We start from the raw sequence: 15664 nt of genomic DNA on the forward strand, positions 1-15664 counted from the left end.
GTTGTTCAATAATCAATATATTTGAATTAAAAACACTATTATCGTAGTAGTTGCATAATATATTTAACTATATTAAGCTATTGCCATGAAAGTCAAAAGCTACCTCCGTGTCCTTGTGGCACAAAAAGAAGTCAAAGAAAATCGCACGTTGGGGATACGAGTGATCACCGCAGAATCTGGTGCAAGTCGGAGCGCTGTTGAACGCCTCCTCAATAACACGATTAAGAATGTGCCGCTTGATGACTTGGGGCGAATTTGTGCATGGCTCCCATGTACCGTCGGAGCGTTATTAGTCCTCGAGGATGACTAGTATGCCCTCGCACCGTTGCTCCAGTCGAGGGTGCGGCTCCACCGAATGAGGAAGGTAGGGCGTTCGCAAGGATTACACCATCTCCCGTAATCGTCGAAATCGTATGCGCTTGTTAACTACTCTTCGTCAGAACTGGCACGCATGCATCCCGCGCGGGGAACCCACCACGTGGGTCTTGGGGCGGGGTGTTCTGCGGCGTTACTATAAAAGAGATAGAGTATCCACAAAATCAGCCCCGCCGATAAGAGATTTTGGGCTGGCTCAACCAAGATCGGCGATTTTAGCCCCATAAGCATGGTTAAAGCTGCGCTCGAAATTAGCAATTGCTTGGTCGGAAAGGCTTTGTGAACGGTTACTTGGGCGATTTTAACGAGGCTTACCCACATAAAGATCGCCTGATCAACTAACAAATAGGCTGCGTGTAGCTCAATTTGCTCAGCCCGTAAGGTTTTGAGATTGCCATGGGCAATTTGTTCAATGATTGTTGATATTCGACTTGTCATAATTCCTCTCACCTAATCCCAATGCGGAGTATAATAGAAACTTCAGAGTGTGTCATTTTAAGGAGCGCTGCGCGTGGATAGTACCACCCTCAAAGTGGGCGATCAAGCCCCCGATTGGACGTTAACTGGAACTGAAGGCGATGTACACTTGGCCAGCTTCCAGGGCCAAAAAAACGTTGTGCTGTTGTTTTATCCATTAGATTTCAGCCCTGTTTGTTCGCTGCAATTGCCCAGCTATCAAGCTCGCAAGCCTGAGTTTGATCAACGCGATACCGAGATTTTTGGCATTAGCACCGATAGCAAGTGGTCGCATAAAGCCTTTTCCGAGCAACTTGGGCTGGAATATCAGTTGCTGAGCGATTATCAGCGCCATGTTTCCGAGGCCTATGGCGTGTTGCGACCTGAAGGTTTTACCAATCGAGCGGTCTTTGTCATTGATAAAGCTGGCATCATTCGCCATGTTTCGGTGACTAACCCCGGCCAACAACCCGACCAAAATGAGGTCATTCGGGTTTTAGAAACGTTGTAACAATCATAAAGCTGGGGCTGCGGGAATTCGCCGTCAATTGACATGCCCTCACCCCCTAGCCCCCTCTCCCGCATGCGAGGCGAGGGGGAAGCAGCCTAGCATGACGAGTGGAATGCCCCTCTCCCGCCGCAGTGGGAGAGGGGTTGGGGTGAGGGAATGGAGATTTATCCTTAAAAATCTACCCTTAATTCTCCCTGCGTTTCCCTCCAGCGGCGGGACGGAAGGGTGGAGAATACATAGCATCTAACTAACGATTGATAGACTAATAATCAACAAGCCTTGTACTAAAGCCAAGCCTGCCAAGGTTTTAAAAGCATAATCTGGCAGCCAATCGGGCCAAAGCCCACCAGTTTGCTTGATTGGCTGGCGATCTTGGCGATAGCGCGGGTGATAGCGGGCGTGGATATAGCTGGCAACCATCAGCATCACGCCTGGCAAACTATCGATCAGCATCCGTAGGCCAGTGCGTAGTTCCATATTTTGCCAAAATGGGCTATCAAATAATGCTAGACTTGTGCCAAGCAACCCAATAAGCCCAAAAAGTGTTTGCTTCCAATATTTCATCGTTCTCTCCAAGCGCTGTGATTATTTTAGAGCAACCACTTAGTCAATAACCACAACACACCAAATCCAACCGAACTAGCCTGGAATATAATCAAAACTCGTTGCTGGCTGGGGTTGAGCCAAGCCTCAAATAGCGCAAGGGTTGGCCGTGGTTCAGTGGCTGTGGCTCTATATTGGCGCATAAAAAGCCAGTAGTAGCCGATATGGCTCGTAACCCATAAACTCCAACCAAGCATGGCAAACCCATATAAGGTTGTTTCAAGTGAGCTACTATTGAAAAGATTGATTGAGCGCTCGGTGATCATAACTACACCACCAAGTGCAACAGCTGCGTACAGCAATGTCTGGCTACGTTTCATCGTTCTCTCCCAAATAGTCGCAGCTTGTACGTTGGTTGGCTAGGTTTTGATGCAGCTCTAGTTTGTGCCGTTGGGCTGCAACATATAGCCAACACTAGGGATCGTAACTAAATATTGGGGTTCGGTGGGATTTGGCTCGATTTTTTGGCGTAAACGATGCACCAATTGTTTCAACAAGGTGCGATCGCCAATTCCATGATGGCCCCAAACGTGGATTGTGACTTGCTCATTGCTGACGACCCGCCCTGCATTGGCCAATAAATATTGCAGCAAACGAAATTCACGATTAGTCAAGGCGACAAAGCCCAAGCCTTCGCGACTAACACTTTGGCGATCGGTATCCAACACTAAATCGCCTTGTTGCAACGGTGTTGGTCGTTCGCCGCCGACACGTCGCAACAGCGCACGCACTCGCGCCGTCAGAGTGCGCGGGCTAAATGGCTTGTTGAGATAATCATCAGCGCCACCATCCAAGCCGCGAATCAGATCATCTTCGCTGTTGCGCACAGTCAGGAGCATGACCGGTACTATCGACTGAGCACGGATGCGCCGACAAACTTCAAATCCATCCAAACCAGGCATATTTACATCGAGAATCACCAATTCAGGTTGTTCAGCAGCGAATTGAGTTAATGCTTGCGTACCATCAGCTGCTTGCACTACCGCATAGCCTGCTTGGCTCAAGGCAAAACCAATTAATCCGCGCAATTCAGCATCATCATCAACGACTAAAATCTTCATCAGTTCCTCTGGGTAATTCAATCACAATCCGCGTGCCAAGGCTGCGGGCTGGCACATGAATTCGGCCATTGTGACGCTCAATAATTGATTGAACAATCCACAAGCCCAAGCCTGCGCCGCTTTGCTCTGGCTCGTTGCGCCCGCGCACAAACAAGCGAAACGGCGATTCGCTGGGCGATGGCGGCATGCCTGGCCCTTCATCCTCGACCCATACTAGCAGATGTTCGCTGGTTACTTCGCCGCCAATCGCAATTGTGGTATCTGGTGGCGAGAATTTACTGGCATTGGCTAGCAAATTAACAAAGACTTGGGTTAGGCGGGTGGCATCGCCAGCAACATTCGGCAGCGGATAAGGCAAATCGACCTCGACCTGCTGGCGGCGCTGTTCGATCAAGGGCAACATCAATTCGACGGCAGCCTCAACCACACCATCAAGCGCAATTTCGCTGCGTCGAATCGTCAATTGGCCTGCTTCAATCCGCGCACTTTCCAGTAAATTATCGATCAAATAGGTTAATCGCAAGGCTCCACGCTGTAATGATACGATTAATTGGCGAATCTGAGCAGTCGAAAGTTGCGGTAATTGATCAAGCAGCAATTCCAACGAGGCTAATTGGGCTGATAACGGGGTGCGAAATTCGTGCGAGATCGTGGCGAGAATCGTATCACGCAAGCGCCGTGAGGTTTCAATATCAGTTTCATCGCGCATTACTTGCACATGGTTTTGCTCAACATCGCCAGCGCTGGTAATAATCACTGTGCGGCGGCGGCCATCAAGCAATTGCAAATGTTCGGTTGCTTGAGCTTGGCCGCGAAATCGTGCATGAATAATTGGACAAGCCTGCTCACAGGGACGCACGCCATCGACCAATTGCGGTTGTAATACATCGCCACAAAAGCGGCCAATTGCCTGCTCTGGCGCGATACCAAGCATGCTGGCGGCTTGTTGATTCAAATAGCGAATCCGCCGATCACGATCAACGGTGAACACGCCTTCGACGATGCCAGCCAAAATCGCGTTGGCCTCGGCTTGCTGGCGTTGTAAATCGGCGGTCAGGCCACGCAAACGCTGGCGCATATCCTCCAATGTGCCCGCCAACATGCCCACTTCAACGCCTTTGGCTGGAGCAACTGGCGTGGTTAAGTCGCCCCGGCCAATTTGGGCGGCGGCCATGGTCAAACGCCGCAACGGCCAACCAACATAGCGCCCAACCAACAAATTTAAGCCAAACGCCAAAACTCCGCCAACTAAAGCAATGGTCAGCAGAACTTCGCTAAGCCGCTGCGCCGAATTACGAATTTGAGTATCAGGTAAGGTCACACTGACCACACCAATTGGCTGACCGGTGCTGGCCAATAATGGGGCGCTAGCGATATAGTGATGTTGATCGCGCAAGTAGCTATCGGTAATGGTGTTGGTCGTCAAGGCAGCGGCTTGGGTTTCAGTCAAGGGATCATTGGGGTTAGTCAGGCGTTGTTGGGGCACAATCGCTACGGGTAAACTCAAAATAGTCGATAATTCAGCCTGATACTGCTGATCAAGCTCAATCCAAACTGCAACGATCACACTGGGATCAGTGGCAAGTGGCACGCGGGCCGCTAAACCCAACAACGCTCCATCAAGCAATAATGCGCGATTATCGAGCGCAGGCATGGCTGGAATTTCAGTACCAACCGCAATCAATAATTGACCATCTTGATAAATTGCACAGCCAGCCAGTTCGCTGGTGGCCTGAAATTGGCCCAAAAAATCTTCAAGGGCAACCTGATCATTGGTTTGCAGCAAGCGAGCGAGGGTTGGGCGTTCGGCCAACAGTTGGGCGGTGGTTAATACCTCGTTGCCAGAGCGTTGCACATCGTTTTGGGCGATCGCTACCCCTTGGCGGACTCGCGCTAAGCCTTGATCATCGCCCAGTTCCAATAACAAACCAATCGCCACCGTAGCAATACCTACGATGGCAATGATTAAAACTGCCAAATTTACGCCGATTAGCAGCGTTGGTAAGCGAATTTTAGGTCGTAACTGCATCGAAGATTATCCACAAAGGCCGAAACCACGAAGATCGCGAAGTGATAGGCTATTGACCATTGGAATCGTTGCAATCCCACGCCATGTTCCGATAGCCCAAAGCCTTCAGCCAATAGCCTATCTTCGTAATCCAAACTGAGCCCTGACCCCTAGCCACTGAACCCTCGATTCTCAAAGGCATGGCTGGCACTAGCAAGGGCTAAACCCTCAACCCAGCGTTCACGAATTGGGTCGCAGCCAGCTAAGGCGGCCCCAACTACTTGTAGATTTTCGGCAATTGGCTGCTGTTGGGCATCAATTGGCTGAAGTTGTTGATTGACCGCAATCCCTGCTTTGAAGAGTTGATGTTGGGCATGCACATTGGCCTCGAACCATTGATCGCGCTCGGTTGGTTGCTGAACTGGCAAATTAAGCGCTGTTTCGCGTAAGCCATTGGGATAATCGGCACGTAATCCACCGCCGCCAATCCCGCCAGTTGCCAAAATAAAGTGCTCAGCAGTGTGGCGCTGTTCGCGAGCCGCCGCCGCACTGTACACCGCTACCAAGCGCCGATCGATAAATTCGCCGCGAATAACCTCGGCATTCAGTTGTATTCGCCCGTTCAATTGCTCTAATTCTGTCATCAACATGCGTTGTAAGCGTAAGCCAGCTACATTAGTCGGTAGGGTTGGCACTTCAGCTACCAAACATCCTAAGGCGGTTTGCAACTCATTGATGATGCTAGTAGTGTGGCTGATGCCAAGCATGGCGGGAAACAGTAGCAATTGGGCATCACCACGGATCTGATCGATCTGCTTGATTAGGGCTTGGCGAAAACTGGTTTGTTCGCATAAACGCGCCAAATTCACGCTATTGAAATCGCGGGAGCGCTGGCTTGTTGGCATGGTTAAGTAACTGCCACGGGCAGCAATGCCATGTTGTTGTAGGCGTGCAGCCAACAAGGGCGGAAAGAAATCGCGTAATTCGCGGAAGCCCAGCACCAACACCCGATAATTGCTGATGATCGAGCGCTCGGCGTTGAGCATGGTTAATGGTACGGCGTTGGTTGGCCGCCATGTACCAATTGCGGTTGGCAGCCAATAATGCTGCTTTAAATTGGCAACAAAGCGATAATCCTGTGCTTGAGTGAATTTAAGCCAAGTTTGGGTAGTTGGTTCAAGCACGGTTTGGAGCGTGAAGTAGGGATGTTCTCGGTTGGTTGGTAGTTGGTGAGGCTGGAGATCAAGGCAACCACTGCTCCAAGGCAATGTGCCATGACCTTTGGCCAACAGGCTAACCTTGCGGCCTGCCTGCGCATGGATGATTGCGCTCCACAAGCCAGCGAGGCCTGCGCCAATGACCAACACATCAGCTTGCACCTTAGGCTCCTAGAATAATATCACGTCGTTCAAAGGCAAAAAAACCAAACGCACTGACCGCGATTAATAGTGCAGCCTGACCACCCAAAATTGCCAAAGCTTGATTCAAGTTGCTCTCATAGGCTTGGCGCGTCACCGCTAGCTCAAAGCCTGCAAACAATGGGGTTAGCGGAATGCCAACAATTGTGCGAATTGCTGCCAAAATTTTGCCCAAGCTGCCATTCGGATCAAAGGTATTGGTGAAAATATCGCTGGTGCTCAACGAAGCCAAGGCAATGACCGCCAAAATGCTCAAGCGCCAGCCTTGTGAAAGCACCAAACTTGAAAGGAGAAGCACCAAGGCCGTTACCAAAGCAATATCTAAAATCAGCGGCAAGGCTCCCGCGCCCCAAATCACTGCATCCCACAAGACTGGCTTGTTGATGATGGTGACGATGATAGTACAGAGGATTAAATTGACCAAGCTAATTAAAAAGGCGACTAAAAAGAGGCCAACTAAATAGCCTTTGCGGCCTAATGAGCGAGCCAAAACCACATAACCTTGCGGTCGATTACCAAGGCCTGCCATCATCGTGGTGGTAAAAATTGTTTGACAGAGCACAAAAATTGCGGTCATGCCAAAGAACTGGGTAGCAGTTAGATGAGCATCAACATTGGGTTTGCGCAGAAAGACATAGGCAAAAATGATTAATGCCCCTAGCTCAACTAAAAAACGCCCTGTTCGTTGGTATTCACTCCAAATGAAGCGTGTCCAAGCCCAAATTTGTCGAAGTTTTGCCATTATTGCTGCTCCTCGCCAGCTAACAAACTATCCAGAATGGCCAGCGGCGCTTGGGGCTGCATTTCAGCTGGTGGTTCTTTACCCGATACAACGTGCAAATAGAGATCGCGCAAATTGCCAAGGCTTGGTTGTAGCGAAGCCACGGTATAGCCTTCGTCAAGCAATAATTGTAATAAACGCCCTTGCAAACTTGGGCTGTTTTCGGGCACTGTGATAAAGCGATCATCCCGTACAATGCTTGGGTCGATTGAACGCAAGGCAAAATCGAGCGCATCGGTTGGGGTTTCTTTAAGCGTAATCACCACGCCATTTGTGCCAGTAAGTTGGGCTAAATCGGTTTCAGCGGCGATTGCGCCATGCACCAAAATGCCCACCCGATTACAAACCGCCTCAATCTCATCAAGCTGGTGTGAGCAGATCAAAATGGTATGGCCTTGGCTGCGTAAATCGAGCAAAAGATCGCGCATTTCAAGTTGGCCTTGGGGGTCGAGGCCTGATGATGGCTCGTCGATCAGCAATAGTTGCGGATCGCTAAGCAAGGCTTGGGCGATTCCGACGCGCTGAGTCATACCCTTGGAATAATTGCGCATGCGTTTATCGGCAGATTCAGTTAGGCCAACCAATTCGAGCAAATCGTTGATTCGGCTGGTCAGGCTGGCTCCGCGCATGCCAGCAAAATTGCCCATATAGGTCAGGTATTCGCGGGCGCTACAATGGGTGTGGTAGCGTAGGCGTTCGGGCAAATAGCCAATTTGACCATGCATAGCGCTAGGTGTTTTGCCAAAAACCTCAATTCGACCACTATCGGGGTATAAAAAACCCATAATTAAGTGAATTAAGGTTGATTTGCCCGCGCCATTGGCTCCCAGCAACCCATAAACCTGACCTTCTTGCACCAGCAAATTGAGTTGACGCAAAATGGTTGTTGTATCAAAACGTTTGACGATTTTCTCAAGCAATAAGGCAGTCATCGCTTCTCTCCTACAGCCAGCGCTGCATCGCAACCAAGACAATTCCGCTCAGCAAGGCTAAAGGCAAGGCGCGGGTGTAACACCAACGCAAACTCTCGTTCAAGGGTTGGCGCACCGTTGAACCATTAATATAACGGCCAACTCCCGCCAAAGCCAAGGTCGTAGCGATGGTCAAGGCTACATGCAGCGACCAATGCAAGCCTGCCGTGATTGGAAAACCCAAGAGTGGAATCAAGGTTAACAAGACAGTCGCTCGAATTGCGCGACCCCATTGGGCTAGCTCAGCACTAGCACGGTTAAGTTCGGCTTCGGGACCGCCTGGGGTGAGGCTCCAATCGTGGGCAAATGGCCCCCAACCAAGCGCCACCGGCAAAGCCATTGCTGCTGCGATTAATGCCAAAACCCGGGCTGGCACAATGTTCCACTGCCAATTATCGCCTGTCCAAAGGGCCACCCCCAGCGCTAACCACAACACAATTCGCCCTGCGCTGCTGAGTTGGGCCTCGCGCATGGCGGCTCGCACGCTCGAAGCGGCCAAACTTTGCAAGCCAGGCATGAGCGCTAGCATAAACGAGGTTTCAAGCAAGGCCCAAGCCAACCATAATTGGCCCAAGCGGGGTGTTGCCAGTGGCGAGCCAGCCCATGGCAAAAATGCTGGGGCAATCAGCGCCAAAAGTGCTGCTAGCGCTAGATTGAGCGAAGTTTTGCCCTGCAAGGCTGCTAAAAAACCACGGCTTAAGCCACCCCCAGGCGCATGCAACTTGGTAATGCCAATCACGGCGAGGGTTAACAACATTGTGGTGAGCATGCCCGGGTAGAGCAACGCAGCAATCAATTGTTGAAGCAATGTATTCATAAACGACCTTTAGTGTTTGGCGGTACGGGCATTGAGGGCTTGGACAATTCCGGCCTGAATTGCCGCAACCGTCGGTGGATCGCCATCGATTTTGGCGGCTACTTGGATTTCTGGTAGCTCGGCCAATCCACCGCGTCCAAACGGATGTCCATCGATGCTGGCACGGCCTAAGGCAATTAATGGCGCACGATCAGCAATAAAATCGCGCCAAACATTGCTCAACGCTGGGCGTAACAACAGCGGAATTGGCCCAGTCAGCACAAAAATATCAGCATGAGCCGGAGTTGCGGCCCATGTCAGGTTGCGGGCGCTACGAATAGCCTCAGCCAAAATCCGAACTTCGATGCCAGTTGAGCCAGCATTTAGGTGATAAACCGCAATCACGCTGACCTCCATTGCGTATGAAACCGCGTGCTAGTATACCAGAGTCTTGGCGGCTGTGGCATGAGGAGTACAACTCGGCATACAGCTGCTGCTCTATGCCGAATTATTGATTTAGCGACCTTCCTCGGTTTTGACGGCGTTAACAAAGCCTTGAATTTTTTCAAAGACTGGCCGTGGACTCCAATCGGGGTTGAGAATACCGAATGAGGCGGTTTGATCAAGCGGATCAGGCGAAGTTACCGCAAAATTGAGGTTCCACACAAACATGGTGGCAACCCATGGGTAATCGCGGCGGGTCATTTGCAGCGCATCGAGCACATATTGACCTTGTTGCTCGAAGCTAATTTCGTTGCCATACTCATAGCCTGGGCTGGTGTTTTGGGTCGCCCAGCCAAATTCAGTCACCCACACTTGATAATCTTGCATGCCATATTTATCCATCAAGATTTTGAGATTTTCGATATGGCGGAAGTAGTGGGTTGGGCTTTCGAGCCAACCTGGGCCTGGGCCGGGCTGGTCGGGCCATAAGGTTGCTGGCGGATTGTACGATGGCGAAGGATGGAAGCCCACACCATCGATGTGATCTTTGAAAATGCCATCTTTGTAGCTAAACATTTGCTCAAAGTAGGTCATATCATCGATCGCCGCTGGTGAATCGCCAGTTGAAGTCAATGCTCCTGAAATCACAAAGGCTTCAGGATCGATCGGTTTGATCCGATTGTAGGCTTCGACCAAGAGATCAACATATTTGGTAGCGTCGATCGAATCACGTGAGCCGCCATTTTCATGATCAAGATTTTGTTCGTTCCAAATTTCGTAGGCTTGGACTTTGCCTTTGTAGCGTACCACCAAGGCCTCAACAAAATCGCCAAAATCTTTGATGTTATCGGGCATGCCGTTGGTTCCATCGGCCCGTGCCCACGATGGTGAGCGTACAATGCTCAACAGCACTTTGATATTTTTGGCGTTGGCATCAGCAACAATTGCATCGAGTTCGCCCCAGCCAAAGTTACCTTTTGGGCCTTCAATATCTTTCCATTGAATCTGTTGGCGCACCCAATCGAACCCAGCGTTGTTCATCAAGGTCAAGGCGCGATTACGATCAGTATAGTACAGTTGCGCGGCTGCACCATATTGCAAATAGGGCAATTGCAACGGGTTGCCCGTCGTTACTGGTAGATTGCTATCAGTGGTTGGAGCAGCAGTTTCGGGCGTAGCCGTGGCTGCTTCAGGATTGGTTGGTTGGGTAGTGGGCGCACTATCGCCACCACAGGCCGCCAAAAGATTAACTGCTAGCAAGCAGACCATGGCGGCACTTAACCAGCGTGATTTAGGCATATTCAAACTCCTCGTCAGACAACAACACGAAGATCACAACACTGGCTTCAGAGCGTGATCTTCGTGTTGTTGCAACCGACCTCGGTTAATTATTTATGGGTTGCTGCAAACTGTTGCAAGCGGGTATAGGCTGGGCGTGGACTCCAATCAGGGTTCAATACCCCGAATGAAGCAGTTTCGTGCAGCGGATCGGGTGAGGTCACCGCGAAGTTTAAGTTCCACACGAACATTGCGCCAACCCATGGAGCGTAATCGTAGCGAGCCATATACATTGCTCGTTCGAGGTAAGCTCCTTGTTCTTCGATTGTATTCGAGTTGCCATATTCAAAGCCTGGGCTGGTGTTGGCGGTGGCCCAGCCAATTTCGGTTACCCAAATTTGGCGGTCGCCGTTGCCACTATTGACCAGCACTTGGCGCACATCTTCAATCCGTCGCCAGTAGAATTCGGAGTTGTCGCGCCAACCTGGGCCTGGGCCTGGGTTATCGGGCCACTTGGTATCTGGTGGATTGTAGGTGCCGCCGAAGTGCGCACCAATTACATCAACGTTATTCCAGAATTTAGGAATCGCAAACATTTGAGCAAAGTAAATCAACTCATCAACCGCGATATCGGTGCGATTGGTGGCAGTTGGGGTTGGTGAGCCAGAAACCACAATTGCTTCGGGGTCAGCAGCTTTCACGCCTTTGTAGGCATATTCCAGCATATCCACATAATAGGCTGCTGGAGCTACCACGCCACCGTTTTCAATCGCATAATTTTGCTCGTTCCAAATTTCGTAAGCTTGGACTTTGCCTTTGTAGCGTTGCGCCATGCGCTGCATAAAATCGCCAAATTTGGGGAAGTTGCGGCGTGATGGCAAGCCGTGCGTGCCATTTTCGCTGGCCCATTCTGGCGAACGAACCACACTTAACAAGACTTTAATGCCCTTGGCATGAGCGTCGTTGATAACTTTATCCAGCTCACCCCAGTAGATTGTACCGTCAGCAGCTTGGAGATCTTCCCAAGGTGCTTGTTGGCGAATCCAGCCAAAGGCGGCGTTGTTGACCAATTGGTATAAGCGATCACGTTCTTGGTAGAAGGCTTGAACATTGTAGCCATAGATGAAATCGACTGGGATGGCTTCGGCGCGGGTGTGATAGCGGAAGAACCATTCCTTGACGGCCAATTTTGGCTCAGTTTTGTGTTCGTTATAGTATTGTTTACCCAATAAACCAAGCAACACTTGGAATTCAGGTTTTTCTTCGGGATGATATTCGAAGCGATTGCGCTCGAAATATTGCACCCAATAGACTTTACCAGTATCGGGGTTCAGCTCTTGGAATGGCTCTGACAAAGGATAGCCAAACACCGAGAGGCCACCATAATTGCGCCAGAAGGTCAAAAATGGGCCAGGCGTGTTGGTCAGAGTATGTTGGGTTTCAGGGAACCAAACCGTACCATTGTTGGGGTTAGCCACTGGCTTGAAGGCTGGTTCATTTTCGCGACCCTTGGCCAATTCTTTGCCCAGCAACCGCCCAAGCACAAAGTATTTGTTGCCATTGGTTGGGTGATTGAAGTTTTCAGGGTGTTCTTCTAAGATGGCGCGTTCGAAATATTGCACCAAATAGAATTTACCAGGCTCGGTAAAGCTTTCTTGGACAAATGGCAAAGAAATGGGATAGCCTAACACGCGCATGGCATTCGGCGTATTCTTCCAAAATTGCCAGAAATAGTTGACCGCTGATTGCCCGGTTTCGGGGAAATACTGGGCTAAGGGCGGCGGCGGTGTAGCCTCGGCCTTGGTTCCAGGTAGCACTACGCCCATGGCAATAAGCATGAGCAGGCCAAGACGAACCCATCGTCGTCGCATGGCATTCTCCTTTTGTCGATGCACTAAATCGTTCGTAAGCAATTGCTCAGTACTGACTGCGTAATAGTAGCATGGCCAACCTGATAAATTGCTTATAACCTACTGATGAGCACGTTACGAATTGATTGCAATGTCCAAGCTGATGTCGAGCGCCGTCGCCGAGTGGGTAATCGCACCACAGGAGATCACATTGACTCCCGTTTCCGCGACCGCCCGAATTCGCTCAAGGGTGATGCCGCCCGAAGCCTCGACTAAGGCCCGTCCAGCGATTAACTGTACAGCCTCGTGCATGGCCTCAATTGACATATTATCGAGCATAATGATATCGGCTCCCGCCTCAAGTGCTGCTTGTACCCCCGCCAAATCTTCAACTTCAACCTCGATTTTGGTGGTATGCGGCGCAACAGCCCGTGCCCGCTGAATTGCGCCCACAATATCATGCCCACCAAGCGCCAGATGATTGTCTTTGATCAGCACGCCATCGCCCAAATTAAACCGATGATTTGCGCCACCCCCTGCCCGTACTGCGGCTTTTTCCAAAGCCCGCCAGCCTGGGGTGGTTTTGCGCGTATCAACCAATTTAGCTTGGGTATCGGCGATTTTGGCGACATAGAGCGCCGTTTTGCTGGCAATGCCCGAAAGCCGCTGTAAAAAGTTAAGTACGGTGCGTTCAGCCATCAGCACTGAGCGAGCTGGCCCGCTGAGGTAGGCCACAATCGTGCCATACTCCACAGCTGAACCATCGCCTAACACTGGTTGCCATTCTAAGGCCGGGTCAACCAAACGGCAAACCGCCGCTGCAACGTCCATGCCTGCGAGTACACCCTGATCTTTAACTAAAACATGGGCTTTGGCTGCTAAATCAGCCGGAATTGTGGCAAGTGATGTTAAGTCGCCACCATCGAGGTCTTCTGCTAACGCCAATTCGATGAGGCGTTGAGTTGCTTGAGGAAGGTACATTGCACAAACACCATTGTCCTTGTACATTGGGTTACGATTGTCAATCATAGCATAAAAATCCTTGTTGCGGTGATCAATTTGCCTCAACTGACCACGAATCCTGCAAGCAATCCATGGTTAATGGTGTCGCCTGCAGGATTCTCTGGCAGCATCGCTTGGGCTGATCGAATAATAAATTTATTAAAAATCTTTATAAATAAGCCTTAAATTTGCCAGTTGATTATTAACGTGGCCAATCTCAAGGCGTTTGATCGCGCTTAGCCCTTGCGCATCTCTTTAATCAGGTTCTGTTTCAATTCCCATAAGCGTTGGCTGAGCGAAACGTGGTAGATGTGGGGATTGACCAAGCGCAAAACCCCAGGATCAAGCCGCGCCAAATCGCGCACCCGCCGTTCGCGCAACTCGGCCAAATCGGGCACATCAACGACCCGTCGGCCAGAATCGAGCACCGTCGCATACAAGGCCTCAATGGTGTGGTCGGCAGGAGTCAGGGTGCGTTGTTTGCTCGAATCAGTTGGGTGATACAGGCTCAAGGCTTCGCTTTGCTGTGGATGTTCGTCATCCAAGGTCAAAACATCGGCGCTAGCTCGCCCACGGCTATCATAGACCCGCCATGCTGCTTTGCGCCCAGGAGTTGGAGTTTTCTGCGGGTTCTCTGAGAGCTTGATCGCTGGTTTCCATGTATCGCGATCAAACAATGAAACCAATTTATACACGCCGCCTAAGGCTGGTTCGCCCCACGATGTGACCAAATGCGTGCCGACCCCAAACACCAAGCGCTTGATTACGGCATCGGCTTCAAGGCCATAGCGCGGCGCTTCGGCGCGAATTTGGGTCAAAATTTGCCAAATCACTAATTCATCGAGATTGTTGGAAAGCACAATCGAAACATCGGGGAATCCGGCAGTATTGAGCATTTTGGCGGCCTGAATGCTCAAATAGGCCAAGTCGCCTGAATCGAGCCGAATGCCAACGGGTTTATGGCCTTGGCGACGCAACTTTTCAAATACCTTGATCGCATTGGGCACGCCGCTTTCCAAGGTGTTGATCGTATCGACCAGCAGCAGCGTGTCGTCGGGGTAGGCTTCAGCGTAGGCCTCGAATGCGCCTAATTCGCCCATGCCCAACGCCATGGCGGTTTGGACCAAACTATGGGCATGGGTGCCACTTGGCTGCACACCCATATCCAGCGCTGCGCCAACGTTCGATGAGCTATCAGCCCCGCCGATGAGGGCTGCCCGAGTGGCCAAATTGGCTCCCCAGCCTTGAGCGCGGCGCATGCCAAATTCCAAAAATAAGCCATCGCCAGCGCTCTCGCGCACCCGTGCCGCTTTGGTAGCGATAAGTGTGCTGAAGTTGAGCATATTCAACAAGGGCGTTTCGAGAATTTGCGCCAACACCAATGGGCCTTCGACAATCGTCATTGGCACGGTGTGATGCACCACACGCCCCTCGGGAATCGCCCGAATCGTAACATTGCGCAGATCGCCATATTTGCGCAGCCAGCCCAAAAAATCGCTGCTAAACAACGCTTGGCCAGTGCGGCCTTTCATCGCCGAGAGCGCAGCGATTTCGCCTTCGCCAAAGCGGGCGGTATCCATCCATTCGAGCAAGGGTTGCATGCCAGCGGCCACCGCATAGCCCGCCGCATGCGCTCCATAATTGGGATACGAACGGAAGTAGTGGTCGAACAAGGCTGGGCGTTCATGCAGCCCCAAGCGATAATACACCTGCGACATGGTTAATTGATATTGATCGGTGAAGAGAATGCCATGTTGAAAGCGGGTTGTCATATATTGCTATCCTTTGTAAATCGAAAAACTGACTTAGTGTCTATAATACACTAATTGTCAAGCACTAATGATCCACGAAGGACACGAAGGACACGAAGGATTGAAACCACGAAGGGCACGAAGCACGCGAAGGTTTTTAGCCACAGATTGGCACAGATTTTTTTGATTATCTTCCTTTACTCCCCACATTTCATCCTTCATCCCTCATCCTTTCGGTCGCTCTCCGTCTCTGCGTTAAAAACTGATCGCTGACCTCTGGCCCCTGGCTCCTGACCTCCATTTTGACTTTTGACTTCTGCCTTCTGATTTTCTTTGCTACAATGGAAGCATACCGCGTG

At 50.8% G+C, this 15664-nt stretch carries 16 protein-coding genes; 2 read left to right on the forward strand and 14 right to left on the reverse strand.

The genetic code is table 11. From position 1 onward, the window contains the following. The first annotated feature begins 85 nt into the window (after positions 1–85). On the forward strand, positions 86–310 hold the full coding sequence (locus DEF47_RS25155; RefSeq protein WP_353845048.1) for a helix-turn-helix domain-containing protein: 225 nt from the start codon (positions 86–88) through the stop codon (positions 308–310). Positions 311–426: 116 nt separating this feature from the next. On the opposite strand, the gene DEF47_RS06185 is transcribed toward DEF47_RS25155, so the two are convergent. Then, positions 427–813 carry a hypothetical protein gene (locus tag DEF47_RS06185; protein WP_012190928.1) on the reverse strand — a complete coding sequence of 129 codons (387 nt, stop codon included), beginning with the start codon at positions 811–813 and terminating at the stop codon, positions 427–429. Between the two features lie 73 nt (positions 814–886). Between DEF47_RS06185 and DEF47_RS06190 the strand changes: the two genes are divergently transcribed. Further along, the gene (locus tag DEF47_RS06190) at positions 887–1342 is read left to right on the forward strand and encodes a peroxiredoxin (RefSeq protein WP_012190927.1); all 456 of its coding nucleotides are present in this window, start codon (positions 887–889) and stop codon (positions 1340–1342) included. A 243-nt stretch (positions 1343–1585) separates the two neighbouring features. Here the strand turns inward: DEF47_RS06190 and DEF47_RS06195 are convergent, their stop codons facing one another. From DEF47_RS06195 to DEF47_RS06255, 13 genes are all read right to left on the reverse strand, one after another. Continuing rightward, entirely contained in the window at positions 1586–1906 is a 321-nt protein-coding gene (locus DEF47_RS06195) for a hypothetical protein (RefSeq protein ID WP_012190926.1), read from the reverse strand. A gap of 26 nt (positions 1907–1932) precedes the next feature. Next, positions 1933–2265: a hypothetical protein gene (locus DEF47_RS06200; RefSeq protein ID WP_041304649.1), complete on the reverse strand. Its 333-nt coding sequence runs from the start codon at positions 2263–2265 to the stop codon at positions 1933–1935. Positions 2266–2322: 57 nt separating this feature from the next. Further along, positions 2323–3006, reverse strand: coding sequence for a response regulator transcription factor (locus DEF47_RS06205; protein ID WP_012190924.1), 684 nt, complete (start codon positions 3004–3006; stop codon positions 2323–2325). Continuing rightward, positions 2987–5035, reverse strand: coding sequence for a sensor histidine kinase (locus DEF47_RS06210; RefSeq protein ID WP_012190923.1), 2049 nt, complete (start codon positions 5033–5035; stop codon positions 2987–2989). Before DEF47_RS06210 ends, DEF47_RS06205 begins: the two co-directional genes overlap by 20 nt. 149 nt (positions 5036–5184) lie before the next feature. Then, positions 5185–6393 carry a glycerol-3-phosphate dehydrogenase subunit GlpB gene (glpB, locus tag DEF47_RS06215; protein ID WP_012190922.1) on the reverse strand — a complete coding sequence of 403 codons (1209 nt, stop codon included), beginning with the start codon at positions 6391–6393 and terminating at the stop codon, positions 5185–5187. Position 6394: 1 nt separating this feature from the next. Beyond that, entirely contained in the window at positions 6395–7174 is a 780-nt protein-coding gene (locus tag DEF47_RS06220; protein ID WP_012190921.1) for a hypothetical protein, read from the reverse strand. After that, positions 7174–8145 (reverse strand): ABC transporter ATP-binding protein, encoded by a 972-nt coding sequence (locus DEF47_RS06225; RefSeq protein ID WP_012190920.1) that lies wholly within the window; start codon positions 8143–8145, stop codon positions 7174–7176. The genes DEF47_RS06220 and DEF47_RS06225 overlap by 1 nt, the downstream gene beginning before the upstream one ends. Positions 8146–8155: 10 nt before the next feature. Then, entirely contained in the window at positions 8156–9001 is an 846-nt protein-coding gene (locus DEF47_RS06230; protein ID WP_012190919.1) for a hypothetical protein, read from the reverse strand. A gap of 9 nt (positions 9002–9010) precedes the next feature. Then, the gene (locus tag DEF47_RS06235; RefSeq protein WP_012190918.1) at positions 9011–9385 is read right to left on the reverse strand and encodes an NADH ubiquinone oxidoreductase, 20 kDa subunit; all 375 of its coding nucleotides are present in this window, start codon (positions 9383–9385) and stop codon (positions 9011–9013) included. Positions 9386–9496: 111 nt separating this feature from the next. Then, the gene (locus tag DEF47_RS06240; RefSeq protein WP_012190917.1) at positions 9497–10723 is read right to left on the reverse strand and encodes a cellulase family glycosylhydrolase; all 1227 of its coding nucleotides are present in this window, start codon (positions 10721–10723) and stop codon (positions 9497–9499) included. Positions 10724–10812: 89 nt separating this feature from the next. Continuing rightward, positions 10813–12573 (reverse strand): cellulase family glycosylhydrolase, encoded by a 1761-nt coding sequence (locus tag DEF47_RS06245; protein WP_012190916.1) that lies wholly within the window; start codon positions 12571–12573, stop codon positions 10813–10815. A 114-nt stretch (positions 12574–12687) separates the two neighbouring features. Then, positions 12688–13581 (reverse strand): carboxylating nicotinate-nucleotide diphosphorylase, encoded by an 894-nt coding sequence (nadC, locus tag DEF47_RS06250; RefSeq protein WP_012190915.1) that lies wholly within the window; start codon positions 13579–13581, stop codon positions 12688–12690. Positions 13582–13790: 209 nt separating this feature from the next. Continuing rightward, on the reverse strand, positions 13791–15326 hold the full coding sequence (locus tag DEF47_RS06255) for a nicotinate phosphoribosyltransferase (protein WP_012190914.1): 1536 nt from the start codon (positions 15324–15326) through the stop codon (positions 13791–13793). Between the last annotated feature and the right edge of the window lie 338 nt (positions 15327–15664).

Source organism: Herpetosiphon sp. (genome assembly GCF_003512625.1).
Taxonomy (GTDB): domain Bacteria; phylum Chloroflexota; class Chloroflexia; order Chloroflexales; family Herpetosiphonaceae; genus Herpetosiphon; species Herpetosiphon aurantiacus.

Excerpts from the sequence above, each read along its gene's own strand:
- DEF47_RS25155 (WP_353845048.1), top strand. The coding sequence starts at position 86 with ATGAAAGTCAAAAGCTACCTCCGTGTCCTTGTGGCACAAAAAGAAGTC.
- DEF47_RS06185 (WP_012190928.1), bottom strand. The coding sequence starts at position 813 with ATGACAAGTCGAATATCAACAATCATTGAACAAATTGCCCATGGCAAT.
- DEF47_RS06195 (WP_012190926.1), bottom strand. The coding sequence starts at position 1,906 with ATGAAATATTGGAAGCAAACACTTTTTGGGCTTATTGGGTTGCTTGGC.
- DEF47_RS06200 (WP_041304649.1), bottom strand. The coding sequence starts at position 2,265 with ATGAAACGTAGCCAGACATTGCTGTACGCAGCTGTTGCACTTGGTGGT.
- DEF47_RS06205 (WP_012190924.1), bottom strand. The coding sequence starts at position 3,006 with ATGAAGATTTTAGTCGTTGATGATGATGCTGAATTGCGCGGATTAATT.
- DEF47_RS06210 (WP_012190923.1), bottom strand. The coding sequence starts at position 5,035 with ATGCAGTTACGACCTAAAATTCGCTTACCAACGCTGCTAATCGGCGTA.
- DEF47_RS06220 (WP_012190921.1), bottom strand. The coding sequence starts at position 7,174 with ATGGCAAAACTTCGACAAATTTGGGCTTGGACACGCTTCATTTGGAGT.
- DEF47_RS06225 (WP_012190920.1), bottom strand. The coding sequence starts at position 8,145 with ATGACTGCCTTATTGCTTGAGAAAATCGTCAAACGTTTTGATACAACA.
- DEF47_RS06230 (WP_012190919.1), bottom strand. The coding sequence starts at position 9,001 with ATGAATACATTGCTTCAACAATTGATTGCTGCGTTGCTCTACCCGGGC.
- DEF47_RS06240 (WP_012190917.1), bottom strand. The coding sequence starts at position 10,723 with ATGCCTAAATCACGCTGGTTAAGTGCCGCCATGGTCTGCTTGCTAGCA.
- DEF47_RS06245 (WP_012190916.1), bottom strand. The coding sequence starts at position 12,573 with ATGCGACGACGATGGGTTCGTCTTGGCCTGCTCATGCTTATTGCCATG.
- nadC (WP_012190915.1), bottom strand. The coding sequence starts at position 13,581 with ATGATTGACAATCGTAACCCAATGTACAAGGACAATGGTGTTTGTGCA.
- DEF47_RS06255 (WP_012190914.1), bottom strand. The coding sequence starts at position 15,326 with ATGACAACCCGCTTTCAACATGGCATTCTCTTCACCGATCAATATCAA.